Origin of the sequence: Methylobacillus glycogenes JCM 2850, from assembly GCF_000617925.1 — a bacterium.
Taxonomy (GTDB): Bacteria; Pseudomonadota; Gammaproteobacteria; order Burkholderiales; family Methylophilaceae; genus Methylobacillus; species Methylobacillus glycogenes.
The window spans coordinates 153304-178374 of sequence record NZ_BAMT01000005.1; the positions used below are offsets into that span (position 1 = coordinate 153304).

General features: G+C 51.7%; 26 protein-coding genes and 1 tRNA gene. 16 read left to right on the forward strand and 11 right to left on the reverse strand.

The genetic code is table 11. The annotated features are described in order from the left end of the window. Position 1 precedes the first annotated feature (1 nt). From JCM2850_RS09090 to JCM2850_RS09110, 5 genes are all read left to right on the forward strand, one after another. Complete coding sequence (locus JCM2850_RS09090; RefSeq protein WP_025871325.1) at positions 2-337, forward strand: P-II family nitrogen regulator; 336 nt, start codon at positions 2-4, stop codon at positions 335-337. Between the two features lie 85 nt (positions 338-422). Beyond that, a complete protein-coding gene (locus JCM2850_RS18275) occupies positions 423-728 on the forward strand; it encodes a (2Fe-2S) ferredoxin domain-containing protein (RefSeq protein WP_159105148.1) in 306 nt (101 codons plus the stop codon). Between the two features lie 68 nt (positions 729-796). Next, positions 797-1204, forward strand: coding sequence for a hypothetical protein (locus tag JCM2850_RS09100; protein WP_025871329.1), 408 nt, complete (start codon positions 797-799; stop codon positions 1202-1204). A gap of 85 nt (positions 1205-1289) precedes the next feature. Next, positions 1290-2303 carry a quinone-dependent dihydroorotate dehydrogenase gene (locus JCM2850_RS09105; RefSeq protein WP_025871331.1) on the forward strand — a complete coding sequence of 338 codons (1014 nt, stop codon included), beginning with the start codon at positions 1290-1292 and terminating at the stop codon, positions 2301-2303. 5 nt (positions 2304-2308) lie between these two features. Next, a complete protein-coding gene (locus JCM2850_RS09110; RefSeq protein ID WP_267879265.1) occupies positions 2309-2929 on the forward strand; it encodes a glutathione S-transferase in 621 nt (206 codons plus the stop codon). Between the two features lie 133 nt (positions 2930-3062). Here the strand turns inward: JCM2850_RS09110 and clpA are convergent, their stop codons facing one another. The 7 genes from clpA to tgt all read right to left on the reverse strand — a co-directional run bounded on the left by clpA (position 3063) and on the right by tgt (position 11613). Beyond that, positions 3063-5357, reverse strand: a complete 2295-nt coding sequence (clpA, locus tag JCM2850_RS09115; protein ID WP_025871335.1) for an ATP-dependent Clp protease ATP-binding subunit ClpA — start codon at positions 5355-5357, stop codon at positions 3063-3065. A 20-nt stretch (positions 5358-5377) separates the two neighbouring features. Continuing rightward, entirely contained in the window at positions 5378-5689 is a 312-nt protein-coding gene (gene clpS / locus JCM2850_RS09120) for an ATP-dependent Clp protease adapter ClpS (RefSeq protein ID WP_025871337.1), read from the reverse strand. A 140-nt stretch (positions 5690-5829) separates the two neighbouring features. After that, a complete protein-coding gene (locus tag JCM2850_RS09125) occupies positions 5830-7086 on the reverse strand; it encodes an HlyC/CorC family transporter (RefSeq protein ID WP_025871339.1) in 1257 nt (418 codons plus the stop codon). Between the two features lie 54 nt (positions 7087-7140). Beyond that, entirely contained in the window at positions 7141-8103 is a 963-nt protein-coding gene (gene secF / locus JCM2850_RS09130) for a protein translocase subunit SecF (protein ID WP_025871341.1), read from the reverse strand. Positions 8104-8141: 38 nt separating this feature from the next. Beyond that, positions 8142-9971 carry a protein translocase subunit SecD gene (gene secD / locus JCM2850_RS09135; RefSeq protein WP_025871343.1) on the reverse strand — a complete coding sequence of 610 codons (1830 nt, stop codon included), beginning with the start codon at positions 9969-9971 and terminating at the stop codon, positions 8142-8144. Between the two features lie 78 nt (positions 9972-10049). After that, on the reverse strand, positions 10050-10379 hold the full coding sequence (gene yajC / locus JCM2850_RS09140; protein ID WP_025871345.1) for a preprotein translocase subunit YajC: 330 nt from the start codon (positions 10377-10379) through the stop codon (positions 10050-10052). Positions 10380-10500: 121 nt separating this feature from the next. Continuing rightward, positions 10501-11613 carry a tRNA guanosine(34) transglycosylase Tgt gene (gene tgt, locus JCM2850_RS09145; RefSeq protein ID WP_025871347.1) on the reverse strand — a complete coding sequence of 371 codons (1113 nt, stop codon included), beginning with the start codon at positions 11611-11613 and terminating at the stop codon, positions 10501-10503. Between the two features lie 245 nt (positions 11614-11858). On the opposite strand from tgt, the gene pssA reads away from it, so the two are divergent. Further along, positions 11859-12719 carry a CDP-diacylglycerol--serine O-phosphatidyltransferase gene (gene pssA, locus JCM2850_RS09150; protein WP_025871349.1) on the forward strand — a complete coding sequence of 287 codons (861 nt, stop codon included), beginning with the start codon at positions 11859-11861 and terminating at the stop codon, positions 12717-12719. A 105-nt stretch (positions 12720-12824) separates the two neighbouring features. Here the strand turns inward: pssA and JCM2850_RS09155 are convergent, their stop codons facing one another. Next, the gene (locus JCM2850_RS09155; RefSeq protein ID WP_081775015.1) at positions 12825-14201 is read right to left on the reverse strand and encodes a C13 family peptidase; all 1377 of its coding nucleotides are present in this window, start codon (positions 14199-14201) and stop codon (positions 12825-12827) included. 391 nt (positions 14202-14592) lie between these two features. On the opposite strand from JCM2850_RS09155, the gene JCM2850_RS09165 reads away from it, so the two are divergent. Continuing rightward, on the forward strand, positions 14593-16125 hold the full coding sequence (locus JCM2850_RS09165; RefSeq protein ID WP_025871355.1) for a 2-isopropylmalate synthase: 1533 nt from the start codon (positions 14593-14595) through the stop codon (positions 16123-16125). A 223-nt stretch (positions 16126-16348) separates the two neighbouring features. Next, positions 16349-16765, forward strand: coding sequence for a nucleoside diphosphate kinase regulator (gene rnk, locus JCM2850_RS09170; protein WP_025871357.1), 417 nt, complete (start codon positions 16349-16351; stop codon positions 16763-16765). A 138-nt stretch (positions 16766-16903) separates the two neighbouring features. Here the strand turns inward: rnk and JCM2850_RS09175 are convergent, their stop codons facing one another. Next, on the reverse strand, positions 16904-17572 hold the full coding sequence (locus JCM2850_RS09175) for an energy-coupling factor ABC transporter permease (RefSeq protein WP_025871359.1): 669 nt from the start codon (positions 17570-17572) through the stop codon (positions 16904-16906). Between the two features lie 163 nt (positions 17573-17735). Between JCM2850_RS09175 and JCM2850_RS09180 the strand changes: the two genes are divergently transcribed. Continuing rightward, positions 17736-18398: a histidinol-phosphatase gene (locus tag JCM2850_RS09180; RefSeq protein ID WP_025871360.1), complete on the forward strand. Its 663-nt coding sequence runs from the start codon at positions 17736-17738 to the stop codon at positions 18396-18398. 128 nt (positions 18399-18526) lie between these two features. Here JCM2850_RS09180 and JCM2850_RS09185 read toward each other — a convergent pair whose 3' ends face one another. Next, positions 18527-19369, reverse strand: coding sequence for a cytochrome C assembly family protein (locus JCM2850_RS09185; protein WP_025871362.1), 843 nt, complete (start codon positions 19367-19369; stop codon positions 18527-18529). A gap of 111 nt (positions 19370-19480) precedes the next feature. Here JCM2850_RS09185 and ffh point away from each other — a divergent pair, with 111 nt between their 5' ends. The 7 genes from ffh to hxsC all read left to right on the forward strand — a co-directional run bounded on the left by ffh (position 19481) and on the right by hxsC (position 24509). Continuing rightward, entirely contained in the window at positions 19481-20836 is a 1356-nt protein-coding gene (gene ffh / locus JCM2850_RS09190) for a signal recognition particle protein (RefSeq protein WP_025871364.1), read from the forward strand. 160 nt (positions 20837-20996) lie between these two features. Next, positions 20997-21072: transfer RNA gene (locus JCM2850_RS09195), tRNA-Lys, on the forward strand. A gap of 248 nt (positions 21073-21320) precedes the next feature. Further along, positions 21321-21602, forward strand: a complete 282-nt coding sequence (gene hxsA2 / locus JCM2850_RS23960; RefSeq protein ID WP_148301230.1) for a His-Xaa-Ser repeat protein HxsA2 — start codon at positions 21321-21323, stop codon at positions 21600-21602. Further along, the gene (hxsD, locus tag JCM2850_RS09200; RefSeq protein ID WP_025871366.1) at positions 21602-21910 is read left to right on the forward strand and encodes a His-Xaa-Ser system protein HxsD; all 309 of its coding nucleotides are present in this window, start codon (positions 21602-21604) and stop codon (positions 21908-21910) included. Before hxsA2 ends, hxsD begins: the two co-directional genes overlap by 1 nt. Continuing rightward, complete coding sequence (gene hxsB, locus JCM2850_RS18280) at positions 21903-22994, forward strand: His-Xaa-Ser system radical SAM maturase HxsB (protein ID WP_199898297.1); 1092 nt, start codon at positions 21903-21905, stop codon at positions 22992-22994. Before hxsD ends, hxsB begins: the two co-directional genes overlap by 8 nt. Then, positions 22969-23358 carry a hypothetical protein gene (locus JCM2850_RS21900; protein WP_199898298.1) on the forward strand — a complete coding sequence of 130 codons (390 nt, stop codon included), beginning with the start codon at positions 22969-22971 and terminating at the stop codon, positions 23356-23358. Before hxsB ends, JCM2850_RS21900 begins: the two co-directional genes overlap by 26 nt. Further along, positions 23352-24509, forward strand: coding sequence for a His-Xaa-Ser system radical SAM maturase HxsC (gene hxsC, locus JCM2850_RS09210; protein WP_025871368.1), 1158 nt, complete (start codon positions 23352-23354; stop codon positions 24507-24509). Before JCM2850_RS21900 ends, hxsC begins: the two co-directional genes overlap by 7 nt. Before the next feature lie 87 nt (positions 24510-24596). Here the strand turns inward: hxsC and JCM2850_RS09215 are convergent, their stop codons facing one another. Next, positions 24597-24884 (reverse strand): hypothetical protein, encoded by a 288-nt coding sequence (locus tag JCM2850_RS09215; RefSeq protein WP_025871370.1) that lies wholly within the window; start codon positions 24882-24884, stop codon positions 24597-24599. Positions 24885-25071 lie beyond the last annotated feature (187 nt).

The following is a 25071-nucleotide window of genomic DNA, read 5'->3' on the forward strand; positions in this document are numbered from 1 at the left end:
CATGAAAGAAATCAAAGCCGTTATACCCCCGCAGCGTTTGCCCAAAATTCGTTCTGCACTGCGTAATATCAAGGGCTTCCCGGGCATGACAGTGAGCAAGGTGGATGGCTGCGGCCACCACGTGGCGCGCCCTACCCAGGGCATACGCGAAGAGCTCACTGATTACAGCCCCAAGGTACGGGTTGAAATGGTCTGCCCGGATGAACTGGTGGAAGGCGTGTTGCAGGTGCTGGTTGAAGTAGGCCACACCGGACAAGTGGGCGATGGCATTGTCTGGGTTACCTCGGTAGAGCGCATGGTCAGGCTCTCAGAGCAGGTAATTGTGATCGAGTGCTGATGTCTTAAGCAAGCAAGCACTACCCGCAAAAAGGCTCCTCAGGGAGTCTTTTTGCTGCCTGCGAGGAATAGCAAGGATAGTGGCAGTGATGGTTATTTTGTATACCGTTGTGTATATTATTGTCATGAAAAAACTACAAGTTTGTGTCATGCATAGGGGTGGCCCCAGCGCCAGTTGTGGCGCTAAAGGTAGCCAGGAGATTTTGCATCATCTGCGCGCGGAAGTAGAACGATTGGAATTGCCATGTGAAGTTGAATCAATCAATTGCCTGCTTTATTGCCAGCAGGGGCCCAATGTGCGCCTGCTGCCTGACGGCAAAATCTGGCACAAGGTGGACGCTCAGCTTTGCGCGCAAATCGTGCAAAAGTTAAAGGATGATTCCGATTGTTGATGCTATATACAAGTCGGTATATTATGTCCGTGCCGATACAGGCGTGACGATAATATATGGAGGATGGTATGGAGATACTATTAGCAGCAGCGGGCGGCATGATCATTGCAGTACTGAGCATGGCGTGGCTAGGCACCTTTGCCCGCTGGTTTGTAGTGGCGGGGGTGGATGGTGGTTTGGTAAAGGATTACGGCGTGCTGATCAAGGCGCATATCGATTTTGTCTTGATGTCACTCTACTGTCTGGGGATTTACGCCGCTGCCAAATCGGCAGGGGTGGAGATTCCGGTAACTGCCTGTTGGCTGATCGCCATAGGCGGCTTTACTAACCCAGGCGTGTTTGTGATTGCGGCTTTCAAGCCGGATTTCTGGCAGGTGATGTGGGTCAAGGTGTATACCGCCCTGAGTTTTATTGTGACCACCGCCGGCTTTGTCTGGGCCGCCAGCGTGTTTGTGCGGCATGCCATTGCGGCATGATGTGCCCGCCTGAGCAGGATAAGGTTCTGCATGTACATCTGAGATAGCCCGAGCATAGGCCCGCTTTTCCGGTAAAATCTGGCCTATGCTCTATTCCATCGCCAAACCCTGGCTGTTCAAGCTCAATGCTGAACGTGCCCACGATTTCACTCTCAAAAACCTCAAGCGCCTAGAGCGCTCAGGCCTGCTCAATCTCTACCCACGACCACCCAAATGCCAGCCGCGCAAGGTCATGGGCCTGGAGTTTCCCAATCCGGTTGGATTGGCCGCTGGCCTGGATAAAAATGGGGCTTATATTGATGCCTTGTCCATGCTGGGTTTTGGTTTTATCGAGATAGGCACCATCACCCCGCGTGCCCAGCCGGGTAATCCCAAACCGCGCATGTTCCGTCTGCCAGAGGCTGAAGGCATCATCAACCGCTTTGGCTTTAACAACCTCGGGGTTGATGCGCTGTTGCGCAATGTCGCCGCTGCCAAGTATCAGGGCATATTGGGTATCAATATAGGCAAAAATTTTGATACCCCCAATGAACGGGCCGTGGATGATTATCTGCACTGCCTGCGCAAGGTGTACGCCCACGCCAGCTATGTGACGGTGAATATCTCCTCACCCAACACCAAAAACCTGCGTGCGTTGCAGGAAAAAGATGCCTTGGCCGAACTGTTGCGTACGCTCAAAGCCGAGCAGCAAGTGCTGGCCGATCAGCATGGCCGTTACGTGCCCATTGCGCTGAAGATTGCCCCTGACCTGGATGCGGCGCAGATTGCCGATATCGCCAGCCTGTTGATGGAATACCGCTTTGATGGCGTGATTGCCACCAACACCACCCTGGCACGGGATTTGGTGCAGGGCTTGCCCCATGCTGAAGAAGCAGGTGGCTTATCCGGTGCGCCAGTGCGTGATCGCTCTACAGCCGTCATCAAGGCCTTGTCTGAGCATTTGCAAGGCGCTTTGCCCATCATAGGCGTGGGTGGCATTCTGGGGGCAGATGATGCCGCTGCCAAAATCGCCGCAGGTGCCAGCCTGGTGCAGATCTATAGCGGCCTGGTGTATCGCGGGCCAGTGCTGGTCAGCGAGGTCTGTCACAAGCTGGGCTAAACGCTTTGAGCGCCTTGCCCATCCTTTATTCCTACAGGCGTTGCCCGTATGCCATGCGCGCGCGTATGGCCCTGCATGTCGCAGGCATTGCCGTGGATACCCGCGAGATATCGCTCAAGGCCAAGCCCGCGCATATGTTGCAGGTCTCGCCCAAGGGCACGGTGCCTGTGCTGGTGCTGCCTAATGGCGCGGTGCTAGAGCAAAGCCTGGACATCATGCACTGGGCCTTGGCGCAGCATGACCCTGAAGGCTGGGCTGCTGACGCCCAGCTCAGCACAGCGGCGGCAGATTTGGTGGCGCGTAACGATGGCGAATTCAAGCGTGCGCTCGATCAATACAAATACGCCATTCGATTCCCTGAGCAGCCGCCCGAAGTATATCGGCAAGCGGGTGAGCAGTTCTTGCAGACGCTGGAGCAAGCCCTGCAAGACCATGATTATCTGCTGTCAGATCAGGTCAGCTATGCCGATGTCGCCATCTTTCCGTTTATCCGCCAATTCTCCATGGTAGACGCTGCCTGGTTTGCTCAGGCGGCGTATCCCAAGCTCAAAGCCTGGCTGCAAGGCTGGTTGGACAGCGCTTGCTTTGCCGCCATCATGCAGAAGTATCCGCTGTGCGTGGATTGAAAGGTTGGATTGAACAACTGGACTGAACAGCTGGAATAATCGACTAGCCTGATCGGCTGAGCTGTTTAAAACTGGTTTGCACCCAATAAAAAACGCCGCATAAGCGGCGTTTTTGTAGGACTCAGTTAGAACATCAGCCTGCGAGATCAGCTTCCAGTGCAGGTTTGTCTTGTGCCTTGTCTTTGCTCAAGCTATCAAAACTCAGCTTGATCTTGTCTTCCTCATCTATATCCACTTGCACGTGACCACCATTGGCCAGCTTGCCAAACAGCAGCTCATCAGCCAATGCACGGCGTATGGTGTCCTGAATCAGGCGTGACATAGGGCGTGCGCCCATGAGTGGGTCAAAGCCCTTCTTGCCCAGGTAAGCCTTGAGCGCATCGCTGAAGGTGGCTTCCACCTTCTTCTCATGCAATTGGTCTTCAAGCTGCATGAGGAACTTGTCCACCACGCGCATGATGATCTCTTGCGACAAGGGTGCGAACGACACGGTAGCATCCAGACGGTTACGGAACTCTGGGCTGAACAGGCGCTTGATATCCGCCATTTCATCACCGGAGTTACTGTTGAGCGTAAAGCCTATGGTGCTCTTGCTGATGGCTTCAGCGCCTGCGTTGGTGGTCATGATAATGGTGACATTGCGGAAGTCCGCCTTGCGCCCGTTGTTATCGGTCAGCGTGCCATGATCCATCACCTGCAACAGGATATTGAAGATATCCGGATGCGCCTTCTCAATTTCATCCAGCAGCAATACGCAATACGGTGTCTTGGTAATGGCTTCAGTCAGCAGGCCACCCTGTTCAAAGCCTACATAGCCTGGAGGCGCGCCTATCAGGCGTGAAACCGCATGACGCTCCATATATTCAGACATATCAAAGCGAATCAACTCCACACCCAAGGTGTAAGCCAGCTGGCGTGCCACTTCAGTCTTACCCACACCCGTAGGGCCAGAGAACAGGAAGGAGCCTATAGGCTTGTTGGTGCTGCCCAGGCCGCTACGTGCCATCTTGATGGCGCCAGCGAGTACATCAATGGCTTTATCCTGACCAAACACCGTGGCCTTGAGGTCTCTATCCAGCGTCTTGAGCGCATTGCGGTCATCGCTGGAAATATTCTTGGGCGGAATGCGCGCCACCTTGGCGATGATGTCTTCAATTTCCTTGATGCCTATCACCTTCTTCTGCTTGGATTTAGGCAGAATGCGCTGGGCGGCACCCGCTTCATCAATCACATCAATCGCCTTGTCTGGCAGATGCCTGTCATTGATATAACGGGCAGACAATTCCGCCGCAGTGTTCAAGGCAGAGGCGGTGTACTTAACGCTATGATGCTTTTCAAAGCGTGATTTGAGGCCTTTGAGTATCTCCACGGTTTCAGGAATGCTAGGCTCAACCACATCCACCTTCTGGAAGCGGCGGGAAAGCGCATGGTCTTTCTCGAAAATGCCACGGAATTCCTGATAAGTGGTTGCCCCTATGCATTTGAGCGAGCCATTGGAAAGCGCAGGCTTGAGCAGGTTAGAAGCATCCAACGTACCGCCGCTGGCCGCACCTGCGCCTATCAGCGTGTGAATTTCATCGATGAACAAGATGGAATCTGGCTGCTCGGCCAGCTTCTTCATCACGGCTTTGAGGCGTTGCTCAAAATCGCCACGATACTTGGTGCCTGCGAGCAAAGCGCCCATATCCAGTGAGTAAATCACGGCATTTTCGAGCACTTCCGGCACGTTGCCCTCAACAATGCGGCGTGCCAGGCCTTCGGCTATCGCGGTCTTGCCTACGCCAGCCTCGCCCACCAACAGTGGATTGTTCTTACGGCGACGGCATAGGGTCTGTACCACGCGCTCCAGTTCCTGCGCACGGCCAATCAGCGGGTCTATCTTGCCCGCCAGCACTTGCTGGTTCAGGTTCTGGGTATAGCTTTCCAGCGCGCTGGCAGGGGAGGCCTCGGTTTCGGCTTCCTGCTCGGTTTCATTGCGCTTGGCCGTACCATCTGCCACCTTGGCTACGCCATGGGAAATGAAATTCACCACATCCAGGCGCGTAATGCCTTGCTGATGCAAGAAGAACACTGCGTGGGAATCTTTCTCGCCATAAATGGCAACCAGCACATTGGCACCAGTGACTTCTTTCTTGCCCGAAGACTGCACATGCAGGATGGCGCGTTGAATCACGCGCTGGAAACCCAGAGTAGGCTGGGTGTCCACTTCCTCACTGCCTTCTACGGTAGGGGTGTGCTCTTCAATATAGCCATTGAGCTCGCCGCGCAGATTATCAAGATTGGCCCCGCATGAGCGTAAGACATCCGCCGCTGTCGGGTTATCAATCATGGCCAGCAGCAAATGCTCCACGGTGATGAGTTCGTGACGCTTTTGCCTGGCATCCATGAATGCCATATGTAGGGACACTTCGAGTTCTTGCGCGATCATTTAAGCTTCCTCAGCTTTCTTCAGGCTTCTTCCATCGTGCATTGCAGCGGGTGCTGATGCTCATGGGCGTAACTAATGACTTGATTTACTTTGGTTTCTGCAATGCCGTGAGGGTAAACCCCACAGACGCCTGCGCCCTCGGTATGTACTTGGAGCATGATTTGCGTTGCTTGTTCACGATTTTTCTGGAAAAAGCGCTGCATCACATCAACGACAAACTCCATTGGTGTGTAGTCATCATTCAAAAGAATGACTTTATACATCGAGGGAGGCTTGGTTCCTGCGTTGCCTGTTTTCTCGACAGTGCTGTCCTGGTGTTTAATGCTAGCCATACGTGCAATCTATTTTGAGCCGAATGCAGAAATTTTCAAGTCTGAAGTGATTGTGGTTATTACTGCATTCGGTACTTCACATTGAATCTCATCAGATTTTCATCTAAAAACAAGCAAGTTTTTTGCCTGCTTTAATCATATTACGGATGAATTCTGACGGTTTTTACAGCGCGGTCCTGTGTTTTTACGATTTCAAGTTTGAAATCGCCGATTTTCAAACCTATGCCGGGGTCGGGAATATCCTCAAAATGTTCGACGATTAAACCGTTGAGTGTGCGAGGCCCATCCACAGGCAGGGAAATGCCCAATTTCTTGTTGATATCACGCAGGCTATTGCTGGCATCGACCAGCCAGCTGCCTTTTTCTTCGCGCTTATAGGCCTGATCTTCGGGCTGCGTTTCCTTGGCAAAGTCACCGATGATGGCCTTGATTATATCTTCCAGCGTGACCAGGCCCTTGAGTTCGCCATATTCATCGACCACCAGGGCAATGCCTTGCTGGCACTGCTGAAACTCCTGCATTTGCGTATAAAGCGGCGTGCCGGAGGGTATGAAATAGGGTGGTTCTATATGCTGTATCAGCAAACGCTGGCTCAAGGGTTCATGGCGCAAGGCGCTGATCACCTTGCGCATGTGCAGCATGCCGATAATTTCTTCATTCGGGCCTTTGCGCACAGGCAGGCGTGAATGCTGACTGGTGGTGATCTGCTGCAGAATGTCTTCCAGCTCTGCCTCAAAATCAACAATTTCCAGCTGGGTGTGCACCGTCATGATGTCATCCACCGTGGTCTGCTCCAGATCCAGCAGATTGAGTAACACCTCTCTATGCTTGGTCGGAATCGGGCTGGTGGTTTCGCTGAAGATGCTGCGCAGCTCTTCTATGCTGGTGGTATGGCTGCCTTCGGTAAAGCTCACCTTCATGCCCAAGAGCTTGAGTAGGCTGTTGGCACACAGATTGGCCAGCCAGATCAAGGGATATCCCAGTTTCACCATGGGCAGCAGCACATAGCTGGAAGCCAGCGCCAGTGGCTCTGCGTGACGTGCGGCAATGGCCTTGGGCGTAATCTCGCTGAAAATCAGAATGGCAAAGGTAATGATCAGCGTGGCGACAGGCATCAATAACTCACCCAGCTGGAAATACTTGATGCTGATAAAGGCAGCCAGCGTGGCGGCTGCGGCATTGGCCAGAGTGTTGCCCAGCAGAATGGCCCCGAGAAACTGCTCACGCTCATTGAGCAGGCGTGTGGCGAGCTTGGCGCTACGCAGACCTTCTTTGGCGAGGATTTGTAGCCGGTGCCTGTTGAGCATCAACAGGCTGGTTTCGGCCATGGAGAAAAACGCGGAAGCAAAAAGCAGCAGGGCTAGGGTGCCCAGCTGCCAAAGTAAGGGGATGTCCAACGGTTATTTTCGGGGAAGAAGATGCCGTTAGTTTCGGGGCGAGGCCCGCCTTTGTCAAGGCGCAGCCTCGATTCGGTCAAGGCAGTGCGTCGACTTCTGTCTTCTTTTCCTGCTGCCGCCACCAATCAGGTTTTCGCGCGATACGCCCAGATACATGGCAATCGGGCTGGCCACCAGTACCGAAGAGTAAATACCGAACAAAATACCAATCGTTAGTGCCAGCGCAAAGTTGTGCAGCACTTCGCCGCCAAACACCAGCATGGAAAGCACCATCAGCTCGGTAGAGAAGTGAGTGATGATGGTACGTGACATGGTGCGGGTAATCGCATTGTTGATCACCTCAGGCACGCTGGCCTTGCGCATCTTGCGGAAGTTTTCACGCACACGGTCAAACACCACCACAGACTCGTTCACCGAGTAACCCAGCACCGCCAGCACCGCGGCCAGCACCGTGAGGTTGAACTCCCACTGGAAGAAGGCAAAGAAACCCAGAATGATGATGACGTCGTGCATATTGGCAATCACCGCTGCCACAGCAAAGCGCCATTCAAAGCGGATAGCCAGGTAAGCCATGATGCCCAGACAGACAAACAGCATCGCCAAGGCACCTTTGTCATACAACTCCTGACCTACCTGCGGGCCAACAAACTCCACGCGGTGCAGCTTGACCGCAGGGTCAGTGGCCGACAAAGCCTTGAGTACATTTTCCGAGAGTTGGGCGGTGGAAAGGCCGGGCTTGATCGGCAAGCGAATCAGCACGTCCTGGCTGGTGCCAAAGTTTTGTACCGTGGCATCCTTGAGGCCGATTTCATCAACAGACTTACGGATGCTATCCAGATTGGCGGCCTGCGGATAGCTGACCTCCATCATGGTGCCGCCAGTGAAATCCACGCCCAGGTGCAGGCCTTTGCTATAGAGGAAGAATACCGATAGCAGGAAGGTCACGAGCGAAATCGTGGTCGTCAGACGACCATAGCTCATGAACGGTATATCTTTTTTTATCTTGAAGAATTCCATGTTGGGTGTGCTCTAGTATTTATTCCGGTTGATCGTGATTAGCCTATGGACAGCTTGCTGATCTTGCGGCGGTAGCCGTAAATCAGATTGACCACGGAACGTGAAACCACGACGGCGGTGAACATCGAAGTCAGGATGCCCAGTACGTGTACCACGGCAAAGCCCTTGACCGGGCCAGTGCCCAGCGCAAACAGGGCAATACCGGCGATCATGGTGGTGACGTTGGCGTCCAGAATCGTATCGAAGGCGCGGTCGTAACCGGCATGAATCGATGCCTGCGGCGTATTGCCATTGCGCAATTCTTCACGGATACGCTCATTGATTAGCACGTTGGCATCAATCGCCATACCCAGGGTCAGCGCAACCGCGGCAATGCCTGGCAGGGTCAGCGTGGCCTGCAACAGCGAGAGCAGGGCTACCAGCAGCAACAGGTTGATACCCAGTGACAGCACAGACACGCTACCAAACAGCATGTAGTAAATGATCATGAAGATGGAGATGGCGACAAAGCCCCACATGGTGGAGTGCATACCACGCTCGATATTGGCTTCACCCATGCTTGGGCCTACGGTACGTTCTTCAATAATTTCCATAGGCGCTGCCAGTGCACCAGAGCGCAACAGCAGTGAGATGTCGGTAGCTTCACGAGTGTTGGCCATGCCGGAAATCTGCACGCGACCACCGCCAATTTCTTCGCGGATCACAGGGGCGGTGACCACTTCGGCCTGACCTTTTTCAATCAGCAGAATCGCCATGCGCTTGCCTACGTTTTCACGAGTGGCCTGCTTGAAGATACGTGCACCACGGTTGTCCAGATTAACGTGCACCACGGCACCGCCACTCTGATTGTCCATGCCTGGGCCTGCGTCAGTGATGTAATCACCTGTCAGCACCACGTTTTTCTTCACCAGCATGGGGATGCCATTACGGTCGGTGAAGAAGTCCGTACCGAAAGGCACTTGGCCCTTGGCGGCGTTTTCCAGGTTAACCGCATTGCTCTTGTCTTCATCCACCATGCGGATTTCCAGCGTGGCGGTACGGCCGAGAATTTCCTTGGCCTTGGCGGTGTCTTGCACGCCTGGCAGTTGCACTACCACGCGGTCCAGACCTTGTTGCTGAATCACAGGTTCAGCCACGCCAAGTTCGTTAATACGGTTATGCAGGGTTTGGATATTTTGCTTGAGCGCAAAGTCCTGAATACGCTTCTTGGCCACTTCGCTCAAGACGGCGGAAAGTACTTTCTCATCGCCACGGTCTTGCGCCTTGAAAGTCAGGTCAGTGTATTCACGCTCCAGGGCTTTCTGCGCTTTTTGCAGGCTTTCGCTGTCCTTGAAGCGGATATTGACGGTCTGACCATCACGCGACACGCCCAGATAATTCAGACGGCCAGTGCGCAAGGCGCTGCGGAAATCGCCGACATAACGTTCAGCGGCTTGGTCCAGCGCCGCTTTCATGTCCACTTGCAGCAGGAAGTGCACACCACCACGCAAATCCAGACCCAGATACATAGGGCGTGCGCCTATGCTGCGCAGCCATTCAGGCGAGCGCGAGAGCAGGTTGAGCGCAATGACGTAATCCTTACCTAAACGGCTTTGCAGCACGTCCTTGGCCTTGAGCTGGGTATCGGTATTGGCAAACCTGGCCTTGACGCCAGTGGCGTCAAGGAACAAGGCTTCAACCGGAATGTTTTCCTGCTTCAGGATGCTTTCCGTACTGGCTAGCAATGCCTGGTCGACCTTGAGGTTGGCCTTGGTCGTCGTGATCTGCACGGCAGGGGATTCGCCAAACAGATTGGGCGCCGCATACAGCAGGCCCAGCACGACAATCGTCAGTACCAGGAGGTATTTCCATATGGGATAGCGGTTCATGAAGCAGCTCGCATTTCAGTCATTCGGTTGAGGGGCCGCAGCCCCGGTTAGCAGGTTGAGATTAAAGCGTCTGGCGAATTACAGCGCCTTGATAGTGCCCTTGGGCAGCAGGGTAGACACAGTGTGCTTTTGCACGGTGATGACGGTATCAGGCGCAATTTCCAGGCTGACATAACCATCGGCCACCTTGGTGATGCGGCCAACAATACCAGCGCTGGTGGTGACTTCATCACCCTTTTGCAGCGCTTCAATCAGCTTGCGTTGTTCCTTGGCTTGCTTCATTTGTGGGCGAATCAGCATGAACCAGAACAGCACAAAGATCACAATCAGGGGCAAAAACTGGCCCAGCGTGGTCATGGCGTCAGCGGCTGGAGCTGCATCGGCAGCAAATGCGGAAGGAATTAACACGGGACAACCTTTCTTTCAATAATGGTCAAACGCCAGAAGGGCAAAATATTAGCCCAAAATTCTAACATAGTGTGATTTGCAACAAGGCTTAGACGGTTTGCTTTGTGATAAGACTCAGGCCTTAAGCCTCAAGCAGAACATTCTTTCTTTCTTCGTGGAAAGCAGTGACAAAACTGTCAAAACGGCCTTCTTCAATCGCGAGACGCATCCCCGCCATCAGCTCCTGATAGTAATGCAGGTTGTGCAGGGTATTGAGGCGCGCGCCCAGCATTTCGCCAGTGCGGTGCAGATGGTGCAGATAAGCGCGGCTGAAATGACGGCAGGTATAACAGGTGCAAGCCTCATCCAGCGGGCGCGTATCCTGACGGTGACGCGCATTCTTCAGCTTGATATCGCCATTGCGCGTGAACAGCCAGCCATTGCGCGCATTACGCGTAGGCATCACACAGTCAAACATATCCACCCCGCGTGAAACCGCCGCCACCAGATCTTCCGGTGTGCCTACACCCATGAGGTAACGAGGCTTGTTTTCAGGCATCTTGGGCGCGGTATGCGCCAGAATGCGCAGCATATCCTCCTTGGGTTCACCCACGGAGAGGCCACCAATGGCATAGCCATCAAAACCAATATCAGTGAGGCCTGCCAGCGATTCATCGCGCAGATCTTCATACATGCCGCCCTGGATAATGCCAAATAGCGCATTGGGGTTGCCCTCATGCGCGGCCTTGCTGCGGCCAGCCCAGCGCAGGCTCAGGCGCATGGAATCGCGCGCTTCTATATGTGTGGCAGGGTAGGGCGTGCACTCGTCAAAAATCATGACGATATCGGAATTGAGCACCTTTTGAATGCGCATGGATTCTTCAGGCGTGAGGAAACAGCTATCGCCATTGATAGGAGAGCGGAAACGCACGCCTTCCTCGGTAATCTTGCGTAGCGCACCCAGGCTCCACACCTGAAAACCGCCAGAGTCTGTCAGTATTGGGCCATCCCAGCCCATGAAATCATGCAGGCCGCCGTGGGCAGCAATCACATCCAGCCCTGGGCGCAGCCAGAGGTGGAAAGTATTGCCCAGCAGAATATGTGCGCCTATGTCACGTACCTCAACCGGGGATAGTGACTTGACGGAACCATAAGTGCCTACAGGCATGAAAGCGGGAGTTTGAACATCGCCGTGGGCGAGGTGAACAGTACCGCGGCGCGCGGCACCATCTTGCTTAATAAGAGTAAATTCCATGATTTTGAACCAAATTTCAAGCCGCGATACTATCATGAACTGATGTAGGGCTTGCATGAGCTGATGTATGGTTTGCTGAAATGAATGGCAGTCAAGCCTGCAAAATGCACGCAAAACCCACGCAAAATCCATGGATGATGTCATGCCCGGCAAACTCCCACGTAAAGCCACTGTCTGCTTTGATATACTGTCCGCACTTTGAAGCAGACCTTCTGACTCACCCCCTCACCTCAAGGAAACCAGCTATGGCAGAAATTCCCAACCGCCCGCGTCGTCATGGTTCGTTCATAGAGCCTGGCCTGCGCGAGCGCAGCATCTATTTGCTCCCCAACCTGTTCACGACTGCGGCGCTGTTTGCTGGTTTCTACGCCATTGTGCAGGCCATGAGCGGCAAGTTTGAGCATTCAGCCGTGGCCATATTTATTGCCATGGTCATGGATGGTCTGGATGGCCGTGTGGCGCGCATGACCAACACCCAAAGCGCGTTTGGTGCCGAATATGACAGCCTCTCTGACATGGTGTCGTTTGGCGTGGCCCCGGCACTGGTGATGTATGTCTGGGCGCTGAAGCCTCTGGGCAAGCTGGGGTGGATAGCAGCTTTTATCTATTGTGCAGGTGCAGCTTTACGCCTGGCACGCTTCAACACCAAGCTGGACGACAGCGACAAACGCTACTTCCAAGGCTTGCCCAGCCCGGCCGCCGCGGCCTTGCTGGCAGGGCTGGTGTGGGTGGCTTATGAAAACCAGGTCAGTGGCACCGAAGTGTTCTTTGGCTGGATGAAAATGCAGTGGGTGGCCTGGACCATCACCCTGTTTGCCGGGCTGTCCATGGTGAGTGACCTGCGCTACTACAGCGGCAAGGACATCAACCTGCGTCGCAGCGTGCCCTTTGTAGTGATACTGCTGGTGGTGCTGGCCTTTGTGCTGATCTCCTACAGCCCGCCAGAAGTGCTGTTTGCGGTGTTCCTGATTTATGGCATCTCGGGCTATGTGCTGTGGCTGTGGCTGTGGAGCAAGCGCAAGCCTGCTGCGCGTATTGAGCCTAGGCCAGCGCAGCATGTTGAATCTAAGATTGAATCTCATCAGGACAACAACCCTGGCCTGTAAGGGCTGCTAGCTAAGACGGGCAGCAGATCTGTAAAACAACAGGGCCATGCATTGCATGGCCCTGTTTTGTTTTAGGTTGACCTTGAAGCTTGTGACGAACGCTAGCTAGTGCCCAGCAGCCTGGGGCGCAGGTTGCAATTGCTGTAGCACGGGCCGTATCTTGGCACCGACAAAAATCTGCGGGTTGGAAAAACCATCCTGCTTTTCGCCCTCAATCTCGCGCTGGCGTATGACGGGCAGGGCCTGCTTGAAAGCCTGCTCAAACGAGTAAGTCTCGCGCAAGGCCTCATCAAACACCGCACGGCCAAAGAAAGTCAGCTCAGAGCCACTGCCGCAACCATAAGAAGTATGGCTGGCATCGGCGGCGGTCATGATCAGCGTGTAATCATTCATCAACGGTGCTATCCAGCTACCCGCATAACAGGCCGAAACCACAATCACACGGTTGCGTATGCCCGCCTTGTCCAGCCAAAGATTAAGCGTCTGCGGGGTCAACGGGTCCATCTCCAGCGGCCATAACTTGGCGGCCAGCTCGCCATTTTTTCCACCGTGCGAGGTCAGGTAAATCAGCAGCACATCATGCTCGGTGTCCATCACATCGCCTGCTTGCTTGATGGCGCGTTCCAGGTTTTCCAGGCTGGCCCAGGGCAGGGTTTCCAGCGTGGTGGGGCTGTTGACCAGCTCCTGCGTATGGCCTGCCGCATCAAAGCGCTCTTCTATCACCGCGTTAACCATGCTGCTTTCACGCAGAAACACACCTTCTTCATAAGGTGCGTAGCTGATGCTGAACAAATCGGTAACGCCCGGGCGTTCTGGCTTCAATGCCAACCGCTGGCGGCTGGCCAGCGTGAGCTGGGTTTCCAGACTGGATGGAGTCAGCTGCAAAAGATCAGCCTCACTATCCACTTCCTCCTGCTGCGGCAGCCAGTACATAGGCGCTTCGGCCACATGCACCGTCAGCGGCACGGCAAACGCCACCAGGCCCGCCAGCAAAATCAACTTGCCCTGGTTGCGCGTGGTGCGTACTACCAGCAGCCAATAGGCAATAGCGCCCCAGATGGACATGCCTATATAAAGTATCCAGTGCCAAATGCTGCCATCCAGCGCTTGCGGCTGAATCAGCGCCAGGTAAAGCACCGTGCTCAGGGCTTCCAGCGCCAGGGTTTGCGTCAGCCCCAGCGCAAACAGCGCCGCCACCTGCACCTTGAAGCCGCGCTTTTGCGCCTGATCACTGAGAAACCAGATCAGCCATAACTGCAGAATGACAATAGACCAGCCCCAAAGAAAAGCCTTGGGGTAAAACTCGGCGGCCCCACTGATGACCAAGCGCCCCATCAAAATAGAGGCCGCAGTACCAATCAGCAGTATCAGCAGCAATTGCAGGGGCGTGATGCGCAAATCGTGCGCTGCAACCCGCAGGAAAAAAGCGCTTTGCAGGCCGCGCAAAAAGAAGGTGCGCAAGGCGGTGACGGGGGGGCGCATAGGGTGGTTCACCTTGGGTTGAGTTGGGGTTTGATGTTTTCTAGCATCCTGCCCGAAATTGCGGTGCCAGCCAAGAACTGTGATAGCCCTGGCCACGGTTGCAGCATTGCCAGCCGTGTCTGTGCTAGTGCGCTGGCTTGCCTAGAATAGGTAAAAGAATTATATTCAAGCAGCTATGAAATCCCACAATACCAATATTGCCTTGCCCGGCATGCGGCTAGCCGCGCTACGCCCACCTTACCCACGGTAGATACTCATCAGAGCTTAAACCCGGGGCATATCACCGGGCCAGCGTGCAGCAAGCCACCCCGGCCTCAGCCAGCAGAGCAAACTGGCACCAAACCCAGAATCAAGTAATCCACTAAAACCGAACCCAGTTGGAAATCAGGTCATGACAAACAATCAACTCATCATTTTTGATACCACCTTGCGAGATGGCGAGCAAAGCCCAGGCGCGGCCATGACCAAGGACGAAAAGCTGAGAATCGCACGCCAGCTGGAAAAGCTAGGCGTGAATGTGATTGAAGCCGGGTTTGCTGCGGCCAGCCCTGGCGATTTCGATGCCATACGCGGCATTGCCGAAGTGATTACCGAATCTACCGTCTGTTCATTGGCGCGCGCCAATGAAAACGATATCCGCCGCGCGGGTGAGGCCATCAGCCCGGCGAAAAAGCGCCGTATTCATACCTTTATTGCTACCAGCCCCATCCACATGCAAAACAAGCTGCGCATGACGCCAGAGCAAGTGCTGGAGCGTGCAGTGCAGGCGGTGAAATGGGCGCTGGAATATACCGATGACGTGGAATTTTCCGCTGAAGATGCCGTGCGCTCGGAGATGGATTTTCTGGTGCAAGTGTTTGACGCCGTGATTGCCGCAGGTGCCAAGACTATTAACGTGCCCGATACCGTGGGCTATTCCGTGCCACAACAGTGGGGCGAGCGCATGCAGCAACTGATCTCACGCGTGAAAGATGCCGATAAAGTGGTGTGGTCTACCCACTGCCATAACGATCTGGGCATGGCCGTGGCCAACTCGCTTTCTGCCGTGCTGGGCGGCGCGCGTCAGGTAGAATGCACCATCAACGGCCTGGGTGAGCGCGCAGGCAACGCCAGCCTGGAAGAAATTGTCATGGCGGTCAAAACCCGCCGCGATATCTTCCAGCTGGAAACCACCATTGATGCCAGCCAGATCGTCAGCACCTCCAAGCTGGTTTCCAGCATCACGGGTTACCCGGTGCAGCCCAACAAGGCCATAGTCGGGGCCAATGCCTTTGCGCATGAATCTGGCATACACCAGGATGGCGTGCTCAAGCACCGCGAAACCTATGAAATCATGCGCGCAGAAGATGTGGGCTGGGGTGCCAACAAACTCACCCTGGGCAAGCTTTCAGGCCGCAACGCCTTCCGCAGCCGCCTGACCGAGCTGGGCATTACCCTGGATGGTGAAGATGCACTCAATGCTGCCTTTGCCCGCTTCAAGGAACTGGCCGATAAAAAATCAGAAATCTTTGATGAAGACATCCAGGCCTTGCTCAACGACAACGTAGTGAGCGAAGAATGCTTCAAGCTGGCTTACCTGCATGTGGCCTCGCAAACTGGCGAAACCCCGCATGCCAAGGTCACCGTCAGCGAGCGTGGCGTGGAGCGCAGCGCCGAGGCTGATGGTGGTGGCCCGGTAGATGCCGCCTTCAAGGCCATAGAGCAAATAGTGGCGAGCGGTGCGGAGCTGTTGCTGTATTCCGTCAACAACATCACCAGCGGCACCGATGCCCAGGGTGAGGTGACCGTGCGTTTGTCCAAGGGCGGACGTATCGTCAACGGCCAGGGTGCGGATACCGATATTGTCATTGCCTCGGCCAAGGCCTACCTCAATGGCCTCAACAAACTGCACGTCAATGCCGAGCGTGCGCACCCACAGGTTTGATCCCTTAAACCTGAATTAATCTCCAGTAAGCCAGTCTAGGTTAAAAGCCGGACAAGTTTTAATCCCTTCTCCGCTCAGGCGGAGAGGGGCTTTATTTTTTTGCAGAGTAATTTGTTGCCGAGTAATTTTTTTGCCAAGTAATTTGTTGCTTAGTGCAGGCATTCGCCGCACGGGCTGATTTCATCACCACATCCAGTGGTTATCACAATAAGGAGTGATTGCTATGTTGCAGGGGGCTATCCAGGTTACCAGTTTTGATATGAACAGGTTGTTTGCCATGATTGAGCAACTGCGCCGCAATGGCTTTGCCGAGCAAGGCAACCTGACGCGGCTGGAAGACGAGCTGGCGCGTTGCGAAGAAGTAGAGCCGCAAGCAGTGGCCGCCGATGTGGTCACCATGAACTCCCGCGTGTTGCTGAGCGATCAAGCCAGCGGCCAAACGCTGGAATGCACCCTGGTTTTCCCCAGTGATGCCGATGCCTCGGCCAACCGCATTTCTGTGGTGGCACCGCTGGGCACCGCCATTTTGGGTTACCGCGTGGGCGATACCATAGACTGGGCCATGCCCGGCGGCGTGCGTCAGCTCAAGATACTGGAAATTCATTACCAGCCTGAAGCGGCTGGCGATTTTCATCTTTAATCCTCATCTTTAATCCCTCATCTCTAGTTCACCATGCTAACCCTGCCTGTTTCAGCTGATTTACAGGCATGAGGTCAATAAAAAAGCGCCGTCAGGCGCTTTTTTTATGTTCAAGCGAATGAAAGAGCGTGTTGAATTTTAGTGCTTGGTTTTGAGGTAACGTTGATCACTAAACGTCAGCAGCCACTGCGGGCGAAAAGCCGTCATCAGCGTGACCGCCATGCCTGTGAGCAACGCCTCAGACCAGGCAATCAGAATGAAGTAAGGTAAATAATTGCTGAACAAATAATCACCCGGGTAAGCCTGCATGCCGCTCAAGGCCAGCACCGCTGTGAGGCCGCACAGGCTGATGGTGAGGCCAGCGCATAAAAAACCGCAGCCAAAGATATAAATAATCAAATGATTGGGCAGCTTGCTATCTACCAAGCGGAACAAGTTATAACTGAACAACACCGGAATGGCTGCCATCAGCAAGAAATTGGTGCCCAGCGCCAGCCAGCCCGCCATGCCAAACGCCGTTACGGCCACGATTACTAAGGCCAAGGCCACCAGGGCCAACTGCCAGCGGAACATCAGGCACAACACCGTAGCGCCCAACAGGTGAATGTTGAGGCCGGGCCGTATGCCCGCCTTAACACTCCAAATCACCATCAACGCCACTATGCTGCCCAGAAACACATGCTGCAGATTAGGCGCAGCCAAATGCCGCCAGGGTGCCTTGAGCACGGCATAAGCCAGCAACGCCAGTGCCAGGGCATTATTGGCCCATTGCCAGCCTAGTGGAATCAGATGGTCAGGCAGATTCATGACATGATCACCCTATTACGGACGGTGCCAAGCATGGGCACTCTATAACGGACGGTGCCATACATGGCTGGGCCAAGCCCTTGCAGGCCATGACTTTTAGGTTCGCGCGCAGTGCGTTCATAAGCTAAACTCTAGCAATTTTTGCCGTGGATGGAGAAACATTTTGCAGCTCGCATTATTCGATCTAGATAACACCTTGCTGGCCGGAGATAGCGATTTTCAGTGGGGCCAATACCTGATACAGCATGGCCTGCTGGATAAAGAAGAGCACACCGCCATCAACCTCGGGTTTTATGAAGATTACAAGGCTGGCCGTCTGGATATCCATGCCTTTCTTGATTTCCAGCTTAAGCCACTCAGCGAGCACAAGCGTAGCGAGCTGGATGCCCTGCACGCCAACTACATGGCAGAAAAAATCCGCCCCATGATCACGCCACAGGCCCGCGCCCTGGTAGAAAAACACCGCCAAAACGGTGATTTGCTCATGATCATCACCGCCACCAATAGCTTTGTGACCGGGCCAATAGCCCAGGAGTTCGGCATAGATAACCTCATAGGCACCACGCCTGAGGAAATTAACGGTGAATTTACTGGCAAAGTAGTAGGCACCCCCAGTTTTCAGGCAGGCAAAATCACGCGTCTGAATGAATGGCTGGCAGCCCGTGGCCAAACGCTGAAAAGCTTTGAAACCACCTGGTTCTACAGCGATTCACACAACGACCTGCCACTAATGAAACTGGTAGATAAACCCGTTGCGGTAGACCCAGACCCCACCCTGCTGGCCTATGCGCAAGAGGCGGGCTGGCCAGTGATTAGCCTGCGCTAATTAGCACTAGCATTGTCTTGGTAAGCGGAGCGAGTTGGCAGCCGCCTGCCAAGGCAGGCGGCTAGTGATGTGAAAATACAAGAAAAAGCAGAAATAAAGCAGTAAAACCAGAAAGCCCTGAGGCTCAATCAGGCGCGGTGTAGCAGCACTTCCAGCACAAACTTGCTGCCAGCATAGGCCAGCAACAGCACCACAAACCCAGTCAAGGTCCAGCGTATGGCGGTGCGGCCGCGCCAGCCGTAGCGGTAACGCCCCCACAGCAGCCCGGCAAAAATCAGCCAAGAAAGAATAGTGAACACATTCTTGTGCGTCAGGCGCAAAGGGTGGTGGAACAACAGCTCAGAGAACATCATGCCGCTCAGCAGCGTCAGCGTCAGCAGCGCAAAACCAATGGTGATAATGCGGAACAGCAGCGTTTCCATCGTCATCAGCGGCGGAAAGTCTGGCAGCTTGAGCCAGCTGGATTTCTGGTGCAACTTGCGCTCTGCCGCCATCATCAGCAGCGCATGCAGCGCGGCAAAAGTGAGCAAGCTGTAAGCCAGCATGGCAATCACCATATGCGCCACAAACAAAGGCTGGTCAGCATAAGGAATCACATGCGCCTCAGGCTGCCAGCCCTGTAGCAGCACAAAAAACGCAGCAGGCGGCAGCACAAAGGCCTGCAGGCTGTGCAGGTGATGCTTGAGATTGGTAAGCCAGTAAATCAGCACCGTGAGCCAGAGAATGGTAGAAAGCGCGTTGGCAAAGCTGAGATTAAGCCCCTGCGCAAATAGCGCGCAGTACAGCAGCACCGCATGCAATGCCAGGCCCAGCGCAATCAAATGGCTTTGCCAGCGCTGCACATGGGTGTGCCAGGGTGGTGAGGCTGGGGCATTCAGGGTTTTGCCGCCTGCAGTTCTGGCGCTGCGCCAGTAATTAAGGGCCACAAGCAGGTAAATCAGGGCAATGATGAAGGGCAGAAACGCAATCATACGGGATGACTTGGTGAGGATTGGGTTAGAATTCAGATATTCACAACACTATAACATGCAGCCGCTGGAGTCATCCCTTATATCAGCGGCGGTATCACTGGCCCAACCATCATGTTCGAAAATCTCAGTAGCCGATTACAGCAAGTCGTTAAAACCCTGCGCGGTCATGCCCGCCTCACCGAAGAAAACATCAGTGACGCCATGCGTGAAGTACGCATGGCCTTGCTGGAGGCCGATGTGGCCTTGCCCGTGGTCAAGGAATTCATCAACCAGGTGAAAGAACGTGCCCAGGGCCGTGAGGTGCTGCAAAGCCTGACCCCAGGCCAGGCCGTCATACAAGTGGTGCATGAAGAACTCACCCGCCTGATGGGTGAGCAAAACAGCGGCTTGAATTTGGCCACCAACCCACCCGCCATTGTGTTGATGGCTGGTTTGCAGGGCTCTGGTAAAACCACCACCTCTGCCAAACTGGCAAGGGTGCTCAAGGCCGATAAAAAGAAAGTGCTGCTGGCCAGCGCCGACGTTTACCGCCCCGCGGCGATAGAACAGCTGAAAACCCTGGCCAAAAGCCTGGAAGTAGACTGTTTTGATTCCAACGCCACACAAAAGCCAGCAGACATTGCCGCCCAGGCGCTGGATTTTGCCAAACGCCATTACTACGATGTACTGATATTTGATACCGCAGGCCGCCTGGGCATTGATGAAGCCATGATGGCCGAAATCAAGCAACTGCACACCTTGCTCAACCCCATTGAAACCCTGTTTGTGGTGGACGCCATGCAAGGCCAGGACGCGGTCAATACCGCCCGTGCCTTTGGCGAGACCTTACCCCTCACAGGCGTGGTGCTGACCAAGCTGGATGGTGATGCCCGTGGCGGTGCCGCACTCTCTGTGCGCCATGTCACTGGCAAGCCCATCAAGTTTATTGGTGTGAGCGAAAAGGTGGATGGTATTGAACTGTTCCACCCCGAGCGCATGGCCTCACGCGTGCTGGGCATGGGCGATGTACTCTCGCTGATTGAACAGGCGCAAAAGAATGTAGATCTGGACGAAGCCAAAAAACTGGCCGACAAGGTTAAATCTGGCAAAGGCTTTGACCTGGATGATTTCAAGGCGCAAATGCTGCAAATGCGCAAAATGGGCGGCATGGGTGCGCTCATGGACAAAATGCCCGCGCAGATTGCAGGCATGGCGGGGCAGGTGAATAGCGAGCAGGGTGATAAAGCCCTGCGCCGCATTGAAGGCATTATCAACTCCATGACCCCGCTAGAGCGCCGCAAGCCAGAACTGATTAAAGCCACACGCAAGCGCCGCATTGCCGCAGGCGCAGGCGTGCAGGTGCAAGAAGTTAACCGCCTGCTCAATCAGTTTGAAGAAGTGCAGAAAATGATGAAAATGTTCTCTAAGGGCGGCATGGGCAAAATCATGCGCGCCATGCAAGGCCGCTTCCCTGGCATGCCAAGGTAATAAGGGGTTTAGCCAGGGGTTGTGGTGCGGCTAGCAGCTGAGTTGAAGTAATGACTAGGCTTATGAATCAAGCGCTAGCCAATAAAACGCAATCCGCCATTGACGCCCAGCGCGGTTTTCTTCATAATTGCGCGCTTTCCGAGACAAGCCTCTTGTCTCCGGGCTGTTAGCTCAGTTGGTAGAGCAGCGGACTTTTAATCCGTTTGTCACAGGTTCGAATCCCGTACAGCCCACCAAAATTCAAAGGGTTACGCAGAAATGCGTAACCCTTTTTTCGTTTTTGGTAAACAAAGAACTCCTCATGCGTGCGCTAAGTTGTATACAAGGAATTCTATTTACAAATTTCTAAACCTAACGACACATTAGATTAATTCTTGCCTTGCCAAATTCCTTTGGCAACTGACAGTTAGTTAATAACCCTAAAATTAAAATTGACATTGATCGGCAGTATCGATTATATTTTTATCACTTTAGGGGGATTGACATGATAAAAAGCAAAAAATACCTGCTGCCATTCGCTGCAGTAGCTAGTGCATTTGTTACCGATAATGTTTCAGCAACACCTATCAGCACACCAACTCAAGACTCCGATAAGATACTTGATATCAGTAACCATCAATTAAGTAATGAGGTTACAGTTGGGCATGAAAATCTGTTTACATTCATTCTAGAACGTAATGAAGCGGGTATTTTAATGGCCGCACATAGATCCCACAGTTCCCATAGCTCGCACTCGTCCCACAGATCTCATTATTCTAGTCGTTGATGAGTAGCTCTAAAAAGGTGCTCTCATTTGATGAGCGCATCTACCACGTTGAGGCTATTCAAAAAGCAGCATATCGATATATAAATATCTTTTGTATAGATTTGTCTTACTCAGGGCAATCTATAGAATGCATAATTACGTTCGATAAAGCCGTCACAAATGATGGTGCTGAATACTATACAAGCGAATTCAAAAAAGAAATATTAGATCAACAGCTTCGTAAAATTATAAAAGAAGAAACTGAGCCAGTAAGGAATCTAATTTTAGGAATAGCATTTTCTAACACTGATTTGCATACAAATGAGTAAGTTTTTACCTATTGAGTCTTACTCAGAAAAAAAAGAATATAAGCTTCTTCCATTTAATTTTGAACGCCTGAGTGATGATAGGTATTTTATTACCAATCTAGTTGGTGAGTATTTGGTCGTCAATTCATCAGACATCAATAATTTGATCAATAAATCGATTGATGTCACAACTCCATTATTTTCTGATTTACGCGCCAAGCATTTTGTAAGATATGCTGGGGAGCAATCTGCATTGCAGTTGTTAGGTTTGAAGGTTAGAACAAAACATTCACGCTTAGCAGATTTTACTAGTCTTCATATCTTTGTTGTTACTTTAAGGTGTGATCATAGCTGCCCATATTGCCAAGTTTCTCGAAGAAGTGAGGATACGAGTGCATTTGATATGACTCGAGAAATGGCGGATAAGTCTTTAGATATAGTTTTTCGATCTCCTTCGCCGACAATTAAAATTGAATTTCAAGGTGGCGAACCATTACTTAATTTTGATTTAATAAAATACATTGTAGTTGAAGCTAATAAAAGAAATCTCATTTCTAAACGACATTTGGGATTTGTTATTGCAACTACATTGTCAATGCTCAGTGATGAGCATCTTGAATTCTGTAAAGACAACAACATCTCATTGTCATCTTCTTTAGATGGGCCGGAAAGCTTACATAATTCCAATCGCCCTAGGCCAGGTAAAGATAGTCATCAAAGGTTTGTAAGTGGACTTAATGCCGCCAGAAATATTCTTGGACATGATCAAGTCTCTGCATTGATGACAACGACGGATAAAAGTCTGCCGAAAGTTCGAGATATCATTGATGAATACCTAAGGCTTGGGTTTGGTGAAATATTTCTACGCCATTTATCACCATACGGATTTGCAATTAAAACAAAAAAATACTTGGCGTATAACACAGATAAGTGGTTGGATTTTTACAAAGAAGGTCTTGATTACATTATTGAAATTAATAAAGCTGGTGTTAATTTCGTCGAGCAAGCAACAGCAACTATAGTCGCGAAAATGTTGACCTCAAATGATCCTATGTATGTTGACATGATGAGCTGCAGGGGTGGGTATTGCTGCTATTGTTTATAACTATGATGGAGCAGTATATGCTTCTGATGAAAGTCGAATGCTTGCGGAGATGGGGGATAACACATTTCAACTAGGACATGTTTTAAAAAATTCGTATGAAGAAATAATGCTTTCTGAAACATTATTGGAAGCATTGGAGGATACTTATACTCAAAGTGTTCCTATGTGTTCAAGCTGTGCTTTTGAAACATATTGCGGATCTGATCCTGTATACCATCATGCAATACACAAAGATAAAGTAGGTAGAAAGCCAGATTCCGAGTTTTGTAAAAGAAATATGGCGATATTCAAACATCTGATTGATTTGATGGAGTCTGATTCTGATACAAAGAATATTTTTCTTAAGTGGGCAAACAGATGCTGAAATTAGGTGGCCGGATTATTGAAATAAAGAGTTTGGAAGAAAAACCTTCGGTCTTGTATAAAATCAGTACTAATCCATTGCTTCCTACAATTTTGGCTTCTTCGAGAGCCTTTTTAGTAAGTTCTAATAATATTCCGGACGGGTACGCTCACTATCTTTTCCAAGATGGATTCCATCAGTTTTATAACGCATTGTCGAGAGAAACAAGCTACACATTACTGCCTCCGGAATATCATTATTTATCCCATGATGATGTCATTAGTGTCAGCAATAAAAATCTTCGTGTGTTGTATAGAAAAGCCTCACTCCAAAATAGCATCCTCGTAACTGAACAATGTAATCACTATTGCCTTATGTGTTCTCAGCCACCAAAAAACACTGATGACTCATGGATGCTAGAGGAAATTAAACACTTGATACCTTTGATTCATCAAGACACTAAGGAAATTGGTTTTACTGGTGGTGAGCCGACTTTATATAAAGAGAGGTTTCTTGATATATTAAAATTAACCAAAAATCATTTGCCTAATACAGCTATTCATATCCTATCAAATGGTCGGAGTTTTAAAGATATAGAATTTGCTAAAAAATATTCAGAAATTGATCACCCCGATATGATGGTTGGGATACCAATCTATTCTGATGATCCAACCATACATGATTACATTGTGCAATCCCCAGGGGCATTTGAAGATACGCTCATGGGCGTTCTCAATCTAAAAAGGCTGAATCAAAAGGTTGAAATTCGAGTTGTCCTTCATAAGCAATCCCTACCAAGACTTGTTCAGCTGGCTGAGTTCATTGGTAGAAACCTGTTATTTGTAGATCATGTAGCTTTAATGGGTCTCGAAATGATGGGTTTCACGCGCGCGAACCTTGACTCTTTGTGGATAGATCCATTCGAGTACAAGGATGTTTTAAGTGAAGCGACACAAATTTTGGCAACCTACGGTATCAATGTATCAATTTATAATCATCAGTTGTGTTTAGTTAATAATGACGTAATGCCTTATTACAGAAAATCGATAAGTGATTGGAAGAATGAGTATGCGGACGAGTGTGATGGATGCTCCAAGTTAAGTGAATGTGGTGGATTTTTTTCATCAGGAATTAAATATGGGTATAGTAAAAACCTAAAAAGATTTAATTGATATAGATGAGTCGATTCCCATAAAAAACCAAAGTTATTTTTATAAATATTTTTTTGGATAGTATCAATCAAGAAACTTGTCCTTCGGTTATCTAACCAGACATGCTTCTAATAACCGTTCCTCAATTATTTCTAGTAGCACTTTCTGTGCACAGAGTAAATTTTCAAGCAGCACTGGTTCGAGGCCTGCATATTCATGCTCAGTGAATTTCGCTGAATGCATTTCCGAGATGCTGCGCTCTATGAGGTGCGCGATGCCGATAGCACCATAGGTTGCAGTGAGGGCTTGAGTAGCTTTGTGTGAGGTAGGGCGTTGGCCGTATTCGGCATCTACCCAGAATTCGCCATTAAGCGGGTTGGTTTGCTGTGTCGTCATGGTGACCTCCTATGGTTTGGAGAAAACCACACGAGGATATGCGGGGTGGCGGGCGCACTCTCGGAACCATGGGAACCGCGTCTGGACTTCCCTTGCGGTATTTTATATCCAGTCTCAACCCCGCCATAAACTAACAAAGCACTAAAGCTGCGACTGACGGGGACGACAGGCCGCTATGGTATTTAAG

What these genes read in the sequence shown, in the direction of transcription:
- JCM2850_RS09105 (WP_025871331.1), top strand. Translation starts at nt 1,290, where the DNA reads ATGCTCTATTCCATCGCCAAACCCTGGCTGTTCAAGCTCAATGCTGAA.
- hxsD (WP_025871366.1), top strand. Translation starts at nt 21,602, where the DNA reads ATGAGTAGCTCTAAAAAGGTGCTCTCATTTGATGAGCGCATCTACCAC.
- JCM2850_RS09155 (WP_081775015.1), bottom strand. Translation starts at nt 14,201, where the DNA reads ATGCGCCCCCCCGTCACCGCCTTGCGCACCTTCTTTTTGCGCGGCCTG.
- JCM2850_RS09165 (WP_025871355.1), top strand. Translation starts at nt 14,593, where the DNA reads ATGACAAACAATCAACTCATCATTTTTGATACCACCTTGCGAGATGGC.
- tgt (WP_025871347.1), bottom strand. Translation starts at nt 11,613, where the DNA reads ATGGAATTTACTCTTATTAAGCAAGATGGTGCCGCGCGCCGCGGTACT.
- JCM2850_RS09090 (WP_025871325.1), top strand. Translation starts at nt 2, where the DNA reads ATGAAAGAAATCAAAGCCGTTATACCCCCGCAGCGTTTGCCCAAAATT.
- ffh (WP_025871364.1), top strand. Translation starts at nt 19,481, where the DNA reads ATGTTCGAAAATCTCAGTAGCCGATTACAGCAAGTCGTTAAAACCCTG.
- rnk (WP_025871357.1), top strand. Translation starts at nt 16,349, where the DNA reads ATGTTGCAGGGGGCTATCCAGGTTACCAGTTTTGATATGAACAGGTTG.
- secF (WP_025871341.1), bottom strand. Translation starts at nt 8,103, where the DNA reads ATGGAATTCTTCAAGATAAAAAAAGATATACCGTTCATGAGCTATGGT.
- JCM2850_RS09215 (WP_025871370.1), bottom strand. Translation starts at nt 24,884, where the DNA reads ATGACGACACAGCAAACCAACCCGCTTAATGGCGAATTCTGGGTAGAT.
- JCM2850_RS09185 (WP_025871362.1), bottom strand. Translation starts at nt 19,369, where the DNA reads ATGATTGCGTTTCTGCCCTTCATCATTGCCCTGATTTACCTGCTTGTG.
- JCM2850_RS09175 (WP_025871359.1), bottom strand. Translation starts at nt 17,572, where the DNA reads ATGAATCTGCCTGACCATCTGATTCCACTAGGCTGGCAATGGGCCAAT.
- clpS (WP_025871337.1), bottom strand. Translation starts at nt 5,689, where the DNA reads ATGGCTAGCATTAAACACCAGGACAGCACTGTCGAGAAAACAGGCAAC.
- hxsB (WP_199898297.1), top strand. Translation starts at nt 21,903, where the DNA reads ATGAGTAAGTTTTTACCTATTGAGTCTTACTCAGAAAAAAAAGAATAT.
- secD (WP_025871343.1), bottom strand. Translation starts at nt 9,971, where the DNA reads ATGAACCGCTATCCCATATGGAAATACCTCCTGGTACTGACGATTGTC.
- hxsA2 (WP_148301230.1), top strand. Translation starts at nt 21,321, where the DNA reads ATGATAAAAAGCAAAAAATACCTGCTGCCATTCGCTGCAGTAGCTAGT.
- JCM2850_RS09100 (WP_025871329.1), top strand. Translation starts at nt 797, where the DNA reads ATGGAGATACTATTAGCAGCAGCGGGCGGCATGATCATTGCAGTACTG.
- clpA (WP_025871335.1), bottom strand. Translation starts at nt 5,357, where the DNA reads ATGATCGCGCAAGAACTCGAAGTGTCCCTACATATGGCATTCATGGAT.
- hxsC (WP_025871368.1), top strand. Translation starts at nt 23,352, where the DNA reads ATGCTGAAATTAGGTGGCCGGATTATTGAAATAAAGAGTTTGGAAGAA.
- pssA (WP_025871349.1), top strand. Translation starts at nt 11,859, where the DNA reads ATGGCAGAAATTCCCAACCGCCCGCGTCGTCATGGTTCGTTCATAGAG.